A 16993-nucleotide genomic window follows, 5' to 3' on the forward strand; every position below is an offset into this window, starting at 1 on the left:
GCCCGGGCGGCGGGCCCGCGATTCCGGTCAGCCCACCGCCAGGTGCCCCGTCTCGTTCCAGCTCTCCAGCGCCGGCTCCCCATAGGCCCAGCCCAGTACGGACAGCGACGTCGGGTTGAGCCGGATCCGGGACGCGAAGTCGAGGGGGAGGCCGAGCCAGCGTGCCCCGATCGACCGCAGGATGTGCCCGTGCGCGAAGACCAGGACGTCGCGGTCGGCGGACCGGGCCCAGGCCACGACCTCGTCGGCCCGCGCCGTCACCTCGGCGAGCGTCTCACCGTCGGGCACACCGTCGCGCCAGATGAACCAGCCGGGCCGCAGCTCCTGGATCTGCGCCGGGGTGAGGCCCTCGTACGCGCCGTAGTCCCACTCCATGAGCGCGTCCCACGCGGTGGCCCGGTCCCCGAATCCGGCGAGCTCGCACGTCTCGCTCGCCCGCACCAGTGGCGACGTGCGCACCTCCACGTCGGCCAGACCGTCGTAGGGCGCCCGGTGCAGCCGTTCGCCGAGCAGCTTGGCGCCGCGCCGCCCCTCTTCCAGGAGCGGGATGTCCGTCCTGCCGGTGTGCCGTCCGGACAGGGACCATTCCGTCTGTCCGTGCCGGGCCAACAGGATGCGCGGTGCCATGCGGGGACCTTTCACGACGACAGGACATACGGGGTGAACGGGGAGCGAACGGGGAACGTTGCCCCGTCCATCATCGCGCAACCTGATTGCGGACCGCCCGCCGGGCAACCCGGTCAGTGATCTCCGCGTCTACGAGGGTCAGGGGTAAGCCTCCCAGCACCCCGCTTACACCGTAGGGTGACCGATGTGGCCGGAGGCCGCCGGACGAGGAAGAGGGGGAGCGGCCCGAAATGTCGCAGATCGACCACGCACCACGCACGGAGGCGATACCCGGCGCCCGGCTCCGCTGGTGGACCGAACTGCCGCTGCTCGTCCTCGTGTACGGCGCGTACTCGGCGGGCCGGCTGCTCGCCCGCGGCGATGTGAGCACGGCCGTCGACCACGGGCTCGCGATCCTCCGCGCCGAGAAGGCCGTCCACCTCAATCTCGAACACCCGCTGAACCGTCTCTTCACCCGCGAGGCCTGGATCGGCGTCCCCGCCGACTTCTGGTACGCCTCGCTGCACTACGTGGTCACCCCGGCCGTCCTGATCTGGCTCTTCCGCCGCCGCGCCCACCTGTACCGGGCGGCCAGGACCTGGCTGATGACCTCCACGATGATCGGCCTGATCGGCTTCACGCTGCTGCCGACCTGCCCGCCGCGGCTGCTCACCGCGAGCCACGGTTTCGTCGACACGATGGCCCAGTACAGCTCGTACGGCTGGTGGGGCGGCGCGGCCAGCGCGCCCAAGGGCCTGGGCGGCATGACGAACCAGTACGCGGCGATGCCGAGCCTGCACGTCGGGTGGGCACTGTGGTGCGGGATCATGCTGTGGCGCCACAGCCGCAACCCGTACGTGAAGGCCGCGGGCGTCGCCTACCCGCTGATCACCACGATCGTCGTGATGGGCACGGCCAACCACTACTTCTTCGACGCGCTGGCCGGGGTCGCCGTGATGGGCGCGGGTCTGCTGCTCACGAAGCCGGTGACCAGGCTCGCGGCACGGGCCAGGGACCGGGTGAACGTCATGGCCGCGGGCGGCTCCGAAGCAGCCCCTTCCGCCACACGTTCCTCGATTGTCAGTGGAGAGTGCCAGACTTCCCCGGGTGAGCGAATTCCCCGACAGCGCAAGGCTGCCGCGCCCCGCGACTCAGGCGACGGGGCTGCGGCACCGGCTCGCTGAGCTGCGCGGCCCCGACAATCCGCCGCGCCCGCTGGACGCCCGCGCCCTGGCCGCGCTCGCGGCGAACCCGGGGTGCAGCAGGCGCGCGCTGCTGGACGGCGCGGGAGTGGACAAGGCCCGTCTCGCGGACGCGCTCGGCTCGCCCTCCGCGTTCGGCCAGTCCCAGTTCGCGCTGACCCGCGGCAATGTGTTCGAGGCGCGGGTGAAGGCGGACGGCGGCGCCCAGCTGCTGCACCTGGTGCACGCGCGCGTGGGCGGCGACGCCCCGGAGCCGGCCCCCGAGCTCGTCCGCGCCCCCGATCTGTCGGCGATCGGGCCCGAGGGCCGCACCGAGCGCACGCGCCTCGCGCTGCGCGAGGCGGTGGAGGCCCCCGGCACCTGGACGTTCCTCGACCATCCGATGCTCGCCCTGGACGTGGCGGGCAGCCCGGCGTTCCTGGAGCCGGACGCGGTGGTCGTGCATCCCGACGGGAGCTGGACGGTCGTCGAGATCAAGTCCTTCCCGATGATCGACGGCGCAGCGGACGCGGCGAAGGTGGGCGCGGCGGCCCGCCAGGCGGCGGTGTACGTGCTGGCCCTGGAGCAGCTCGCGGACCGGATGCCGGACATCGCGGTGCGGGTCCGTGACCGCGTCGTCCTGGTCTGCCCGAAGGACTTCTCGAACCTACCGGCCGCGTCGGCCGTCGACGTGCGCCGGCAGCTGTCGGTGACGCGGCGCCAGTTGCGGCGCCTGACCCGGATCGAGGACATCGCGGCGCAGCTGCCGCCCGGCACCGTCCTCGACCCGGCCCGCTCCCCCGCCGAGCTGACGGCGGCCGTCGAATCGGTGCCCGCGACGTACGCGCCGGAGTGCCTGGCCGCGTGCGAGCTGGCGTTCCACTGCCGTGACCGGTCGCGGGCGGCGGGCGCGGTGACGGCGCTCGGCCGGCCGCTGCGCGCCGAGCTCGGCGGTCTGACCACGGTGGACGCGGTGCTCGCCGCCGCCCACGGCGAGGCGGGCGACCCCGCGGATCCGACGGTGGCGGCGCTGCGGCGGGCGGCGGCGCTGCGGGCCGAGGCATTGGCGGGGGCGCGGTGCTGAACCCTGATGTGACCGGCCTGTCCGAGGAGCCCACCCCGTGAGCCTGATCAACCACCTGGCCCGGCTGGAAGCCACCAGCACCGGCCGCGCCCAGCCCACCGCCACGGTCCGGCACCGGCATCTGTCCCAGCGCCCGCTGGTCCTCGTGCCGCTCATCACCGCGGGCGAGACGGGCGCCCCGCTCGGCGCCCTGGTCGGCACCGAGCGCACCGCACCGCGCCTGCTCGTCGTGCCGCAGCCCCGCGACCGCGACCTGCGCTTCGCCTTCCTGACGCAGCTCGCGGAGACGGTCCTGCCGTACGTCGACGGGTACGCCGCCGAGGTCGAGGCCGCCGAGCGCAGCGAGACCGACCCGGAGACCGGCAAGAAGGTCAAGGTCGAGGTCGAACTGTGCGCGGACGCGCCGCAGTTGATCGTGCCGAGCCGCGCGGGCATCGAGTTCGTCCGGCTGCTCGGCCGCTCGATGCGCTTTCGCCGGACGGCCGAGCAGGATCCCGAGACGCCGTACCCGGCGCCGCCGCACGTCCCGCTGCTCGGCCGCTGGCTGACGCACTACGGCGAGCGGGCCAGGGTCCCCGGCTCCTCGCTCCTGCTCGCCATGACGGACCTGCTCGCCCGGCACTGGGCGACGGGGCAGTCGAGCCTGGAGGACCAGCACCTGGGGGCGCTGCTGGCCTGGATCGCCGCGCCGGAGGGCACGTCGGGCGCCGAGGCCGCGCTCCGCGCCGAGCTGGACCGGGGCGCGGACGGCCAGCTGCTGTGCCCGCCGGCCGGCCCGGCCACGGACCCGGCCTTCGACAACAGACTGCTGGCTCCCGCGATCGAGCGCTACGACCGGGCCCGTACGCGGCTGGCCGCCACCGAGGACGCGGTCGAGGCCGACGGCCGCCTGGCCGAACTCACCGCGGCCGAGCGGGAGATCCACGATCTGGTGGAGTCACGGACCCGGCCCACCTGGGACGCGGTGTGGCGCGGACTCGACCTGCTGTGCACGCTGCCCGAGGGCCCGCGCGCCGCGGAGCGCTGGACGCGGGACCGGTGGTCGTTCACCGGGCACCGCGACCGGGTCGCCGCGGGCGAACCGCCGCAGCCGCGCCGCGACGACGCGGTGACCGCGGCCAACAAGCTGGCGACGCGCGAGCGCGAACAGGCCCGCCTGGACGCGCAGGAGGCGCTCGACGACCCGCTGGTGATGGCGGGACGGCGGCTGTCCGGGGAGGCGTTCGCCGGAGAGGTGACCGAGGTCGTGGCGGCGTACAACGACAAGAAGCGCCCGCGGCCGCTGGTCACGGTGCGCACGGAGGACCGGCCGCATCTCGGGGAGCGCGTGAAGGTGTACCGCTCCCTGGCCGGCAAGCCGCAGGCGGCCGAGTTCGTGGGGTACGAGGACGGCGCCGACGGTTCCCCGGGCGCGGTCGTCCTGCGGGTGCTGGACAAGATGGGGCGCGGCAAGGAGCCGGAGGACGGGTCGGTGCCGGGCAAGGGGGACCGGGTGTGCTGGACGCTGTTCGAGCACGAGCAGCGCGGCGGGCCCACGCTGCCGGATCCGGAGGAGACCCCGTGGACGCACGGCGGCCCGCCGGGCTCGGCCGCGGAGACACCGGACGCCGTGACCTCGGAGGACCTCCTGTGACCGTGACACCGCTGACCCCGGCCGTCCTCAGCCCGTCCGTCGCCGCCACCCGGGCGACGGAGGCCATCTTGCGCGACACGCTCCACGGCGACGCGCGCGGCGTCGTGGTGGACTCCCCGCCGGGCGCCGGGAAGTCGACCCTGGTGGTGCGGGCCGCGCTCGAACTGGCCGGTGCGGGAAGGCCGTTGATGGTGGTCGCGCAGACGAACGCGCAGGTGGACGACCTCGTCGTACGGCTCCACGAGAAGAACCCGGAGCTGCCCGTCGGCCGGCTGCACAGCAGTGACCCGGACGCGTACGACAAGGCGCTCGACGACCTGGCGAACGTGCGAACGTCGACGAAGGCGGGCGATCTGGCACCGCTGCCGGTGGTGATCTCGACCGCCGCGAAATGGGCCCATGTGAAGGGCGTCGATCCGTGGCGGCACGCCATCGTGGACGAGGCGTACCAGATGCGGTCCGACGCGCTGCTGGCCGTGGCCGGGCTGTTCGAGCGGGCGCTGTTCGTGGGCGATCCGGGGCAGTTGGACCCGTTCGCGATCGTCGGCTCGGAGCAGTGGGCGGGGCTGTCGTACGACCCGTCGGCGTCGGCGGTGTCGACGCTGCTGGCCCACAACCCCGACCTGCCGCAGCACCGGCTGCCGGTGTCGTGGCGGCTGCCGGCGTCGGCGGCGCCGCTGGTGTCGGGGGCGTTCTATCCGTTCACTCCGTTCCGCAGCGGCACCGACGAGGGCGACCGGGAGCTGAGCTTCCGTGCGGCGTCGGACGGTTCGGGCCCCGACCGGGTCATCGACGAGGCGGCCGAGTCGGGCTGGGGCCTGCTCGAACTGCCCGCCGCGCACACGCCCCGGACCGATCCGGAGGCGGTGCGGGCGGTGGCGCTCGTGGTGCGGCGGCTGCTGGACCGGGAGGGCGTCACGCGTTCCGAGCGGGGTCCGCGGGAGGCTCCGCTGACGGCGGACCGGATCTGTGTCGGCACCGCGCACCGCGACCAGGCGGCGGCGGTGCGGGCCGCGCTGGCCGAGCTGGGCGTCACGGACGTCACCGTGGACACGGCGAACCGGCTGCAGGGCCGGGAGTTCGACGTGACCGTGGTGCTGCACCCGCTGTCCGGGCGGCCGGACGCGACGGCGTTCCACCTGGAGACGGGCCGGCTGTGCGTGCTCGCGTCCCGGCACCGGCATGCGTGCATCGTGGTGTGCCGGGAGGGGGTCGCCGATCTGCTGGACGAGCATCCGTCGACGGAGCCGGTGCAGCTGGGAGTGACTGTGAAGTTCCCGGACGGCTGGGAGGCCAATCACTCCGTGCTGGCCCGGCTGTCGGAGCACCGGGTGGCCTGGAGACCGTAGGCAGGGCCCCCTTGCGTCCCCGGGGACAATGGAAGATGGCCCCGGCACGGACCGCGGGGCCGCACGTCTGCACGAGGAGGAACCACCATGGCGGAGCCCGAGCGGCCCCGTACCCCGCAGCCGCGGCTGCGGCCCGCCCCGCTGATCTTCGAGCCCGCGCAGGCCGCCGCCGACCCGGAGCACTTCTTCGACCTGGAGTCCCTGGAGGACCCTCGCGAGCTGCTGGCCCGCGCCACGGAGCTGACGCACGCGTTCCGCGCGGCGACCGACCGGTCCGTCGAGTTCCAGGCGATCGCGGCCGCCCAGCTCGCCGACCCGCGCCGCTTCGACCGGCTCACCACGGCCGACATCGCGGAGCGCGCGGAGTGGACCGAGGACTATGCGAAGAAGATGGTCGAATTCGGCCGTGACCTGCTGCGCGGCACCACCGAGCAGACCCCGTAAAGATCTTTTGGCATATGCCAGAGGGGCAAGATACTCCACCCCGCCCCCTCCTGTCCCGGTTTCCCGCAACCGTTGGGAGCTATGCGTGCACGCCCTGTAGATGTGGGTGGCATGAGCAGCGCACACCCCCACCTTGCCCCTGCCCCCGGCAACCTCGACGACCGCTTCGACGTCAGCGGAGTCACTCCGGAGGGCGCCGCCTGGCTCGCATCCGCAGGATCGTATCCGCGCTCCACGCTGGCCCACTGGGAGTCCCGGCCCACGGCCCCCGTGGTGCTGCCCTGCGGCTCCGTCTTCGACGTGGTGAACGTCCCGGCGATCTTCGGCCGCCGCATGTTAGACCGGCTCTGGGACGAAGGCCCCGGCTCCGGCCCGGTCGCCGCCCACCGCGGCCGCATGCTGCTGTTCACCGCGCCGGGCACCGCCCAGCGCCTGCCCTCGCTCCTCGAATGGGAGGAGTGGGGCCCCGCGGTGCCGCCCCTGCTCTGTCACGGCACCGGCGACGCGGTCACCGTGCCCGCGCCCGCGCCCGGCTCCGACCAGCGCCTGGAGTCCCGCTGGGTGGTCGCCCCCGACACCCGGCGCCCCTGGTTGCCGGGCCCCGAGGTCCTGCTCTGGGCCTGCGTCCGGGCGGCCCGGGCCAGCGCCCACGCGGCGGTGCGGATATCGATTTTTCCTGCCGCCGATCAGGATGCTAAGGTCTACGACGTCAGCAGGCGCCGCTAGCTCAGTTGGTTAGAGCAGCTGACTCTTAATCAGCGGGTCCGGGGTTCGAGTCCCTGGCGGCGCACGTTGTCGGTGGCGGGATGTGTTCGCGGAAAGCGCGAATCGTCCCGCCACCGTTGTTTTTGCGCGACTGCGTCGCGCGTTGTGGGGGCTCCGCCACCCACACCCCCAGCGCGGGGTCGCCGCCCGGGGCGCTGTCACTCGCACCGTCCACACACAGACGCCGCACAGGCCAGCCGGTGGCGGGAGCTCGTTGCCGCCCGCCCCCAGCAGGGCCACAGCTCAGACCGATGAGTGGCGGGCCGGATCAGCCCGTCGTCACCTTGACCGTCCAGGCGCCCGAGGCCGTCCGGTCCTCCACCTCGATCCGGACCTTCTCGCCCGCCGCCGTGTAGCTCTCCCCGACCCCGACCGGCGCGTCCGCGAGCGGTGGGTACACCGAGTCGCCGTAGCAGGCCTCGGTGTCCGGGTGGGCGTCGAGGACCTGGACGGGGCCGCCGCCGGACGAGGAGTCGCTGCGTACCCGGTAGGCGAGGACGCCCTGGCTGCAGGTGGCGCTGTCGTTGCCGCCCCCGCCGCGGGCCTCCAGGGCGATGGCGGTGGCCGGACCGGTTCGTACGACCGCCAGCTTGGTGCCGTCGCCGGTGCCGAACGGGGCGCCGGCCCGGTGCGGCGCCGTGCTCAGCGGCTCCAGCGTCAGCCGGGTCGACCCCGTACGGGACACGCACGCCACCTGCCGCGGATCGAGCCAGCCGAGCTTCCACTTGTGCCAGCCGAAGAAGTCGGGCGCCAGCCCGAACTGGCTGCCCATGACGTCCCAGTCACCGACGTAGGTGTCCCAGTCGCCCTTGCCGTCGGACGGCCGGTGGTAGAGGTCGGGCAGGTCGAAGACGTGCCCCGTCTCGTGCGCGAGGACGTTGCGGTCCGGCGGATGCTGCTCGAAGACCGTGACGATGCGGCGGATGTCCGTGCCGTCCGCCCGCATCGGCCGGTCGAAGTTCACCACCTTCGTGGCGTCCGAGTCGACGCCCGGCGCGTCCGGGTCGGCGACGAAGTAGACGACGTCGTACTTGCTGAAGTCCGTGTGCGGGTCCGCCACTCGCAGCGCGTCGCGCAGGTACGCGCTGCGGTGCGCCGCGTCCCAGTCACGCCGTATCGCGTACGCCGTCGAGTCCTTCGGCATCTCCAGCCAGGTGCGCTGCGGGTGCGGCTCCAGCCGGAACTTGCCGTACGAGGCCCGCTCGAAGAAGCGGCTGGTGGCCGGGAAGTAGTCGGCCGTCAGTTCCTCGGGCGTGGTCAGCGGGGCCGAGTCCGGGAACGAGAGGAAGACCATCACCGCGTTCAGGGTCTTCTTGGGGCGCGGATAGGCCGCGTTCCAGGTGTCCAGGCCTTCGGAGTGGTGGGCCGCGGTGCGCTCCAGTGCGCACGGGCCCGCGTACGGAGCGGCGGCCGCCGGGCCCGCTACGAGGCCTGTGGCCGCCAGGGCGGTGAGAGCGGTCAGCGCCGCCGCGGTGGCGCGCAGGCGGGGCTTGTCCACTCCCCCGGGTGGCTGCGGACGCGGCAAGTCGACCTCCGGGAGGGGAATGTGAGACACCCAACCCAGAGTGTGGGTATTTGTAGGCCTTCGCCCTGTTTATCTGGCCCGGATGAGTGAGGGACCGACACCCCGAACGGTCACGGAACGTCACAGTTGATCGAGGTGCGGCAGCAGCCCGACCGGATGCGGGCAGAAACGATCTGGCAGGCCCGGGTCCGTCCGGCTGGAACCCCACTGCCCCGTGGACGAGGCTGGATAGGCCCTCCGACCGGCCTCTATGATCGGCACTCTTCCCTGCCGGGACCCGGCCGCAGCAGACCACGCGACCAGACGACGCACCATGGGAGCGAGCGGTGAGCGCACAGCCCGAAGGGCCCACGACCGCGGCGGAGGTGTCCCCGCCCGGCCCGCGCCCCGAATTCCTCACGGAGAGTGGCCGGCCACACGAGCACCGCCCGAAGGGGGTGCACGGGGCCGCGTTCCTCGCCGCGCCCCAGCCCATGCTGCTCGTCGGCCGCGACGGTGTGATCGTCGGTGCCAACGCGGCCGCGCTCGCGCTGCTGCACGGCGAGGGCACCCGGCCGCTCGTCGGCCGCGACGCCGCCGAACTGCTCGACCTGACCTCCGACCCGCGCACCCGGGACGCCTACGCCGAGGTGCTCCGCGGCCGGCAGGCCCGGCTCGGCCGCACCCGCCGCCTCAAGCACGCCGCGGGCCACTCCATGTGGGTACGGATCACGGTGTCGCCCGTGCCCGGCGCGGACGTCGTCCTGCTCTCGCTCAGCGACATCGGCGAGCACCGCGACCTCCAGGCCCGGCTGCGCCATCTGCAGATGCACGACCCGGTGACCCGGCTGCCCAACCGTGCCCTGTTCTTCGAGCGGCTGACCGCCGCCCTGGAGGCCGGTACGTACGAGGGCTCGGGCACGACCGGCCGGGTGGGCCTGTGCTATCTCGACCTCGACGGGTTCAAGGCGGTCAACGACACCCTCGGCCACCATGTCGGCGACCGGCTGCTCGCCGCCGTCGCCGAGCGGCTCACGCACTGCGCGGACCTGGCCCGGCACGCCACCGGCGCCCCGCTGGTGGCCCGGCTCGGCGGCGACGAGTTCGCGCTCCTCGTGGAGGACTCGACCGGTACGGAACAGCTGGCGGATCTGGCGGAGGCGGTGCTCAGGGCGCTGCAGGAGCCGTTCGACCTGTCCGGGCAGCGGCTGTCGGTCTCGGCCTCGATCGGGATCGTCGAGCGGCAGGTCGCGGGCACCACCGCGACGGGCCTGATGCAGGCCGCGGACACCACGCTGTACTGGGCGAAGGCCGACGGCAAGGCGCGCTGGACGCTGTTCGACCCGGAGCGCAACGCCCGTCGGATGACCCGTCAGACCCTGTCGTCCGGGCTGCGGCCGGCCGTCGAGCGGGGCGAGTTCGTGCTGGAGTACCAGCCGTTGGTGCGTCTTGAGGACGGTGGGCTGCGCGGCGTGGAGGCGCTGGTGCGCTGGCGGCACCCGCAGTTCGGCCTGCTCACGCCGAATCGGTTCATCGGGCTCGCCGAGGAGGACGGCTCCATCGTGCAGTTGGGACGGTGGGTGCTGCGGACCGCGTGCGAGCAGGCGCGGCGCTGGCAGGAGGAGCACCCCGGGGTGCCGCCGCTGGTGGTGAGCGTCAATGTGGCGGTGCGTCAGGTGTGGGACTCGGATCTGGTGGCCGATGTGGCGCAGATCCTGGAGGAGACACAACTGGCTCCCGAGATACTGCAGTTGGAGCTCACCGAGTCGGGCGTGATGGGCTCGGCCGGACGCCCGCTGCAGGCGTTGCGGGCGCTCAGCGACATGGGCGTGAGCATCGCCATCGACGACTTCGGCACCGGCTACTCCAACCTCGCGTATCTGAGCCGGCTGCCGGTGTCGGTGCTGAAGCTGGACGGGGCGTTCGTGCGGGGGTTCCAGGACGACGAGGCGCAGGGCGCTCCCGCGGACCCGGCCGACGCGGTGATCGTGGAGGCGCTGGTGCAGCTGGCCCACCGGCTCGGGCTGACCGTGACCGCGGAGTGCGTCGAGACGGTGGAGCAGGCGGAGCGGTTGCGGTCCCTCGGGTGCGACACGGGGCAGGGGTGGCTGTACTCGCGTCCCGTCGAGGCCGAGCGGATCGCGCACCTGCTCGCCGTCGGGTCCAGGAACCGCTGACGGAGTCGTTCCGCACCGTCCGGCACGCCGCCACGAAGTCGCTCACCCCGCGCACCGGTCGGTGGACGACGTCGGGGCGCCGGCAGAAGCGGGGCCGGCCAGTAGGGCGGCGACGTACGGCTGGTCGCGGGGCCGGTGACGGTCATGAAGATGCCGCCGCCCCTCGCCGTGCATATGCGGCGAGGGGCGGCGCCCGTGTCAGGCCTGCGGCAACCCGTAGGCGTCCGCGATGAGTTCGTACGAGCGCAGGCGCACCTCGCCGCTGTGGGCGTTGGCGGTGAGCATCAGCTCGTCGGCGCCGGTGCGCTTGTGCAGGTCGTCGAGGCCGGAGCGGACCTCGTCGACGGTGCCGTGGATGACGTTGGAGTTCCAGGAGTCGATGAAGTCCCGCTCCATCTCGCTGAACCGGTGCGCCTCCGCCTCCTCGGGCGTGGGGACCAGTCCGGGGCGGCCGGTGCGCAGCCGGACCATGTTGAGGGCGGCGGCCATCACCTGGCGGCGGGCCTCGGTGCCGTCGTCGTCGGTGGCGAGCGCGGAGACGCCGATCAGGGCGTACGGCTTGTCGAGGACCTCGGAGGGCTGGAACGACTCGCGGTACAGGTCGAGCGCCGGGATGGTGTTCTGCGCGGAGAAGTGGTGCGCGAACGCGAAGGGCAGGCCGAGGACCCCGGCGAGGCGCGCGCTGAAGCCGGAGGAGCCGAGCAGCCAGACCGGCGGGCGGTGCGGGTCCTGGACGCCGCCGGGCGACGTGGCCTGGACCGGGCCCGGGACCGCGTGGATGCGGGAGTAGGGGTGGCCGTCGGGGAAGTCGTCGTCGAGGAAGCGGGTCAGCTCGGCGAGCTGCTGCGGGAAGTCGTCGGCGCCTTCGTTCAGGCGGTCGGTGCGGCGCAGGGCGGCGGCGGTGGCGCCGTCGGTGCCGGGGGCGCGGCCGAGGCCGAGGTCGATCCGGCCCGGGGCCATGGCCTCCAGCGTGCCGAACTGCTCGGCGATCACCAGCGGGGCGTGGTTGGGCAGCATGACGCCGCCGGAGCCGAGGCGGACGCGCTCGGTGTGGGCGGCCAGGTGGGCCAGGATCACGGCCGGGGAGGACGAGGCCACCCCGGGCATGGAGTGGTGCTCGGCGACCCAGTAGCGGTGGAAGCCGCGGCGCTCTGCGAGGCGCGCGATGTCGACGCTGGTGCGCAGGGCCTGCGTGGCGGTGCGGCCCGCGCCCACGGTGACCAGGTCCAGGACGGAGAGGGGGGTCGGCGCGGTGCCGTGGGCGGTGCCGCGGATCTCGTCGTGGTTGGCCGGCACGGGGTCCTCCTGGTGACGTGGGTCTGTGTAACCCCGACGTAACGGAGGCTTACTCCGCTTTATTCCCCGTGTTCCCCGCCGGCTCCCGGCACGACCCCCCGGCCCGGCTACACCTGGACCACCGGCTCCTTCGTGAAGAGGGCGCCGAGCGCCGGGGCGTTCACCCGGCGGCCCACCAGGCGCAGCGCCTCCCAGACGGTGACCTGATTGGCCGTGAGGACCGGCTTGCCCAGCTCGCTCTCCAGGTCACGGACGTACGCGGCCGTGTGCAGCGCCGTGTCGGGCAGGAGCACCGCCTCGGCGTCCGGATGGTCACCGGCCCGGGCCATCGCCAGGACCTCGTCCCAGCCCCAGGTGCCGACCTCCGCGGCCGTGATGATCCCGCTGCCCCGCACCGAGAGCACCTCGGCGCCGGCGGCCTTCAGGAACGTGGCGAAATGGTCCGCGACATCCGCCGGGTACGTCGCGGCGACCGCCACCCGGCGCACCCCGAGCTCGCGCACCGCGTGGGCGAAGGCGAACGAGGTGCTGGAGGCGGGCAGGCCCGCGGTCCGGGCCAGCTCCCTGACCTGGTCGTGCGCGCCGTCCCAGCCGAAGACGAAGCTGGCGGACGTGCACGCCCACACCACCGCCTCCGCGCCGGAGAGCCTGAGCTCCTCGACGCCCGCGGCCAGCCGCCCGGCCGAGCCCATCTCGAGCAGCGCGTCGACCCGGTGCGCGTCCTCGCCGATGTCCGTGTGGACGACGGACAGCCGGACGTCACTGTCGATCAGCATCTCGATGCGCGGATAGTCGTCCTCGGCGGAATGTCCTGGGTAGAGAAATCCGAGCGCGGTCATGTCCTATGCCCACCCTTCCTGGCCCTCCGGGAGCTCCGGAAGGCCTTGTCCGGGCCGGAGCCCTTGGTCCGGCAGGGGCCACTGCGCTCGCGCCGCCGGATCGAGCAGCGCCTGGTAGGGCCCCACCGCTCGCGTACCCAGTCGGCGCAGGGCTGCCCACATCGTGACCTGGTTGGCCGAGATCACCGGCATCCGCAGCTCGGCCTCCAGCTGCGGGATGACGTCGTACGTGGGCAGGTTCGTGCAGCTGATGAACAGCGCGTCGGCCGCCCCGCCCACCGCCTGCCGCGCCATCTCCGCGACGTCCCGGTAGGGGACCTTCCAGATGTGCCGGGTCAGGCCGAGGTAGGCGCGTCCGGTGACCGTGATGCCGGCCTGGGCCAGGTAGTCCTCCAGCGACTCGGTGACCGACTGGGTGTAGGGCGTGACGAGCGCGATGCGGCGCGCCCCGAGCTCGTCCAGCGCCTCCAGGAGCGCGCCGGAGGTGGTGAGGGCCGGCAGCTCGCCGGCCCGGCGCATCGCTTCGCACATGGCGCGCTCGCCCGCGATGCCGCCGACGAAGCTGCCCGAGGTACAGGCGTAGGCGAGCACCTTCGGTTCGGTGGCGCCGAGCGCCCGTACCGCCTCGCCGAGCGTCTCGTGCTCGCTGACCAGACGCGCCAGGTCGAGGCTGACCTCGACCGGGACGAACGGGGTGCGGGTGAGGTGGAGGGAGATCTCGTCGGGGACCCAGCGCCACAGCTCACGGTCGAGGGCGAAGTCGAACGGTGCGACGACGCCGACGCCGCACTGCGGCTGCGGTCCCCCCAGGAAAGAGACGTCCATAGAGCATGCCCCAAGTTCAGACGACGTGTGGATGTCGATGCGGTGCTTGAGCCGGCGGACCGCCGCCGGGACGTCGGGACAGCGAAGAGGAGGGGAACCCGCTGACGCAGTGCCCCTGTTGACGAAGGTAGGTTCAGGTGCCAGCGTGGTCAATCCGCCCATGTCAGATGGATGCCGCGAGGCGGCTCGCACGCCATGATCGCGACGTTCCCGACGTGTCTCCCCCAAGGAAAGCGGAGCTTCGTTGCGAAACGATTTCCCTGCCGTGTCCGGCCCTGACGGCTCCGGTCCCGAGGAGGCCGACCGCGACCGGCCCACCCTCCTCGTCCTGGACGCCGCGCCGCCCGCGCCGCCGCCCCGGCTGGGCAGTCTCACCGGCCGGGCCCGGGTGCTGCACGCCGCGGACGCGAGCGAGCTGCGCGCTCGACTCCCCGAGGCGGACGCGCTGTTGGTGTGGGACTTCCTTTCCGACGTGGTGCGCGAGGCCTGGCCCGGCGAGGGGCCCCGGCCGCGCTGGGTGCACACCGCGAGCGCGGGCGTGGACCGGCTGATGTTCCCCGAACTCGTCGACTCCGACGCGGTGTTGACCAACGCCCGCGGGATCTTCGACCAGCCCATCGCCGAGTACGTCGCCGCGCTGGTGCTCGCGATGGGCAAGGACCTGCCGCGCACCCTCGCCCTGCAGGCGTCCCGCGAATGGCGGCACCGCGAGTCGCAGCGCATCGCCGGGACCCGGGCCTGCGTGATCGGCTCGGGGCCCATCGGGCACGCGATCACCGCCCAGCTGAAGGCGCTGGGCATCACCTCGGCGCTGGTCGGGCGGCGGGCACGGGCCGGCATCCACGGCCCCGCCGACCTCGACCGGCTGCTCGCGCGCGCCGACTGGGTGGTGTGCGCGGCGCCGTTGACCGAGGACACACGGGGCATGTTCGACGCGCGCCGGTTCGGCGTGATGCAGCCCTCCGCCCGCTTCATCAACGTGGGGCGCGGGCAGCTGGTCGTGGAGTCCGACCTGGTGGACGCGCTGCACAAGCGGTGGATCGCGGGCGCGGCGCTCGATGTCTTCGAGCACGAACCGCTGGCCGAGGACAGCCCGCTGTGGACGGCTCCCGGACTGATCGTCTCCCCGCACATGAGCGGCGACACGGTCGGCTGGCGGGACGAACTGGGGCGCCAGTTCGTCGAGTTGTACGGCCGCTGGGAGGCCGGCCGGCCACTGACGAATGTAGTCGACAAGAAACGTGGGTATGTCCCCGGGAACTGATCCTGATCGCTGATCCATGGCGCTGACCCATGGTGTGGAGGGGCGGATGACGACCGAGCTCACCGGACTGACCGCGCAGGACCTTCTCGACGGCTACCGCAAGGGCGAGTTCAGCCCTGTCGACGCCACCCGGGCGGTGCTCGCCCGGATCGAGGAGACCGAGCCGGGGCTGAACGCGTTCGTACGGACCGACGCGGCGGGCGCGCTCGCGCAGGCGGAGGCGAGCGCGGAGCGTTGGCGGCGCGGGGAGCCACAGGGGCTGGTCGACGGTGTGCCGGTGACGGTGAAGGACATCCTGCTGCAGCGCGGCGGGCCCACCCTGCGCGGCTCCAGGACGGTGCGCGAGGAGGGGGCCTGGGACGAGGACGCGCCCTCCGTCGCCCGGCTGCGCGAGCACGGGGCGGTGTTCGTCGGCCGGACCACCACGCCCGAGTTCGGCTGGAAGGGCGTCACCGACTCACCGCTGTCCGGGGTGACCCGCAATCCGTACGACACCGCGCGCACGGCCGGCGGGTCGAGCGGCGGGAGCGCGGCGGCCGTCGCGGTCGGCGCGGGCCCGCTGTCGCTGGGCACGGACGGCGGCGGCTCGGTCCGCATCCCGGCCTCGTTCTGCGGGATCTTCGGGCTGAAGCCGACGTACGGGCGGGTGCCGCTGTATCCGGCGTCCGCGTTCGGGACGCTGGCGCACGTGGGGCCGATGACGCGCAGCGCGGCCGACGCGGCGCTGATGATGGACGTGATCTCCGGCCCGGACCCGCGCGACTGGTCGGGGCTGTCCCCCGCGGCCGGGAGCTTCCGGGAGGGGCTGCGGGGCGGGGTGCGCGGGCTGCGGGTGGCGTTCTCGCCGTCGCTCGGCGGGCAGGTGGCGGTGCGTCCGGACGTCGCGGCGCGGGTGCGGGAGGCGGTGACGCGGCTCGCGGGGCTCGGCGCGTACGTGGAGGAGGTCGACCCCGACTTCACCGATCCGGTCGAGGCGTTCCACGTGCTGTGGTTCAGCGGGGCCGCCCGGGTGGTGCAGCATCTGTCGCCCGCGCAGCGGGAGTTGCTGGACCCGGGGCTGCAGGAGATCTGCGCGCAGGGCGCCCGGTACAGCGCGCTCGACTATCTGGCGGCGGTGGACACGCGAATGGCGCTCGGCCGGCGGATGGGCCTGTTCCACTCGACGTACGACGTGCTGGTGACGCCGTCGCTGCCGCTGACCGCGTTCGAGGCGGGGGTGGAGGTGCCGCGGCGCTCGGGGCTGCGGCGCTGGACGGGCTGGACCCCGTTCACCTACCCCTTCAACCTGACCCAGCAGCCGGCGGCGTCCGTCCCGGTCGGGGCCGACGGGGACGGACTGCCGGTGGGCCTGCAGGTCGTCGGGGCCCGCCATCGGGACGGGCTGGTGCTGCGGGTCGCCGACGCGCTCTACGAGGCGGGGATCGCGGCGGACCCCCGGGCGGTCGTCACACCCGCCTGAATCCGAGCGTCTCCCCCACCGCCCCGGCCCGCCACAGGTCCTGGCAGGCCGCGGCCATCTCGTCCAGTCCTTCCACCACCTGGCCCCAGACGATCCCGGGCACCCAGCCCACGTCGCCGTTCATCAACAGGTTGTTGCGCTCGTAGAACAGCGCGAGGTCGATGACGGGAGTGCCGGCCGCCAGCGCGGCCCCGCTCCCGTACCCGTAGGACTGGCTGCCCAACTGCGTCCCGTTGAAGGAGAAATAGCAGAGGTCACCCGGAATGGGAGTCACCGTCGGATTCTCCAGCGGTGGCTCCTGTTCCGCGAATGCCGGGAACAGGGCGTAGATCTCGTTGCGGGCGTATTTGGCGTGGTAGACGTCCGAGACGAGCGGCAGCGCGTCCCACACCGCCGCGCAGGTGAGCGGCGCGCGGTCGTCGAGCAGCTTCGCCGTACAGGCAACTCCCCGCTTGGCCAGGGAGACTTCGATGAATCGATCCGATGAGTCAGCCATGCGCTCCATGGTCGGCCTCATCCACCCCGGTGGGTCAAGACCGCCTCGCCCGCATCAGGGGCGTGAATTGA

At 73.3% G+C, this 16993-nt stretch carries 15 protein-coding genes and 1 tRNA gene; 10 read left to right on the forward strand and 6 right to left on the reverse strand.

All coding sequences use genetic code 11. The annotated features are described in order from the left end of the window. Window positions 1–27 precede the first annotated feature (27 nt). Window positions 28–627, reverse strand: coding sequence for a histidine phosphatase family protein (locus ACVHNB_RS35330; protein WP_428954497.1), 600 nt, complete (start codon window positions 625–627; stop codon window positions 28–30). Window positions 628–857: 230 nt separating this feature from the next. On the opposite strand from ACVHNB_RS35330, the gene ACVHNB_RS35335 reads away from it, so the two are divergent. The 7 genes from ACVHNB_RS35335 (at window position 858) to ACVHNB_RS35365 (ending at window position 7087) form a co-directional block, all read left to right on the forward strand. After that, complete coding sequence (locus tag ACVHNB_RS35335; protein WP_428954496.1) at window positions 858–1790, forward strand: phosphatase PAP2 family protein; 933 nt, start codon at window positions 858–860, stop codon at window positions 1788–1790. Then, a complete protein-coding gene (locus ACVHNB_RS35340) occupies window positions 1741–2871 on the forward strand; it encodes a hypothetical protein (RefSeq protein WP_428957658.1) in 1131 nt (376 codons plus the stop codon). The genes ACVHNB_RS35335 and ACVHNB_RS35340 overlap by 50 nt, the downstream gene beginning before the upstream one ends. A 37-nt stretch (window positions 2872–2908) precedes the next feature. Continuing rightward, window positions 2909–4504, forward strand: a complete 1596-nt coding sequence (locus tag ACVHNB_RS35345; RefSeq protein ID WP_456226740.1) for a hypothetical protein — start codon at window positions 2909–2911, stop codon at window positions 4502–4504. Window positions 4505–4506: 2 nt separating this feature from the next. After that, window positions 4507–5853: an AAA domain-containing protein gene (locus ACVHNB_RS35350; protein WP_428957657.1), complete on the forward strand. Its 1347-nt coding sequence runs from the start codon at window positions 4507–4509 to the stop codon at window positions 5851–5853. Between the two features lie 87 nt (window positions 5854–5940). Beyond that, window positions 5941–6297 carry a hypothetical protein gene (locus ACVHNB_RS35355; protein ID WP_428954494.1) on the forward strand — a complete coding sequence of 119 codons (357 nt, stop codon included), beginning with the start codon at window positions 5941–5943 and terminating at the stop codon, window positions 6295–6297. A gap of 111 nt (window positions 6298–6408) precedes the next feature. Then, on the forward strand, window positions 6409–7023 hold the full coding sequence (locus ACVHNB_RS35360; protein ID WP_428954493.1) for a bifunctional DNA primase/polymerase: 615 nt from the start codon (window positions 6409–6411) through the stop codon (window positions 7021–7023). Next, window positions 7014–7087, forward strand: a tRNA-Lys gene (locus ACVHNB_RS35365). Before ACVHNB_RS35360 ends, ACVHNB_RS35365 begins: the two co-directional genes overlap by 10 nt. Window positions 7088–7330: 243 nt before the next feature. Here the strand turns inward: ACVHNB_RS35365 and ACVHNB_RS35370 are convergent. Continuing rightward, a complete protein-coding gene (locus ACVHNB_RS35370) occupies window positions 7331–8617 on the reverse strand; it encodes a M6 family metalloprotease domain-containing protein (RefSeq protein WP_428954492.1) in 1287 nt (428 codons plus the stop codon). 296 nt (window positions 8618–8913) lie between these two features. Here ACVHNB_RS35370 and ACVHNB_RS35375 point away from each other — a divergent pair, with 296 nt between their 5' ends. Continuing rightward, window positions 8914–10743, forward strand: coding sequence for a putative bifunctional diguanylate cyclase/phosphodiesterase (locus tag ACVHNB_RS35375; protein ID WP_428954491.1), 1830 nt, complete (start codon window positions 8914–8916; stop codon window positions 10741–10743). A 198-nt stretch (window positions 10744–10941) separates the two neighbouring features. On the opposite strand, the gene ACVHNB_RS35380 is transcribed toward ACVHNB_RS35375, so the two are convergent. From ACVHNB_RS35380 to ACVHNB_RS35390, 3 genes are all read right to left on the reverse strand, one after another. Continuing rightward, window positions 10942–12039: an LLM class flavin-dependent oxidoreductase gene (locus tag ACVHNB_RS35380; protein ID WP_456226741.1), complete on the reverse strand. Its 1098-nt coding sequence runs from the start codon at window positions 12037–12039 to the stop codon at window positions 10942–10944. Window positions 12040–12146: 107 nt separating this feature from the next. Continuing rightward, the gene (locus tag ACVHNB_RS35385; RefSeq protein ID WP_428954489.1) at window positions 12147–12878 is read right to left on the reverse strand and encodes a maleate cis-trans isomerase family protein; all 732 of its coding nucleotides are present in this window, start codon (window positions 12876–12878) and stop codon (window positions 12147–12149) included. 3 nt (window positions 12879–12881) lie between these two features. Beyond that, window positions 12882–13703, reverse strand: a complete 822-nt coding sequence (locus tag ACVHNB_RS35390) for a maleate cis-trans isomerase family protein (protein ID WP_456226742.1) — start codon at window positions 13701–13703, stop codon at window positions 12882–12884. 265 nt (window positions 13704–13968) lie between these two features. Here ACVHNB_RS35390 and ACVHNB_RS35395 point away from each other — a divergent pair, with 265 nt between their 5' ends. Beyond that, a complete protein-coding gene (locus ACVHNB_RS35395; protein ID WP_428954487.1) occupies window positions 13969–14967 on the forward strand; it encodes a D-2-hydroxyacid dehydrogenase in 999 nt (332 codons plus the stop codon). Between the two features lie 46 nt (window positions 14968–15013). Next, entirely contained in the window at window positions 15014–16426 is a 1413-nt protein-coding gene (locus tag ACVHNB_RS35400; RefSeq protein WP_428954486.1) for an amidase, read from the forward strand. Here ACVHNB_RS35400 and ACVHNB_RS35405 read toward each other — a convergent pair. After that, window positions 16413–16922 carry a DUF3830 family protein gene (locus ACVHNB_RS35405; protein WP_428954485.1) on the reverse strand — a complete coding sequence of 170 codons (510 nt, stop codon included), beginning with the start codon at window positions 16920–16922 and terminating at the stop codon, window positions 16413–16415. The genes ACVHNB_RS35400 and ACVHNB_RS35405 overlap by 14 nt on opposite strands. Window positions 16923–16993: the final 71 nt, after the last annotated feature.

The organism is Streptomyces sp. YJ-C3 (assembly GCF_053891275.1).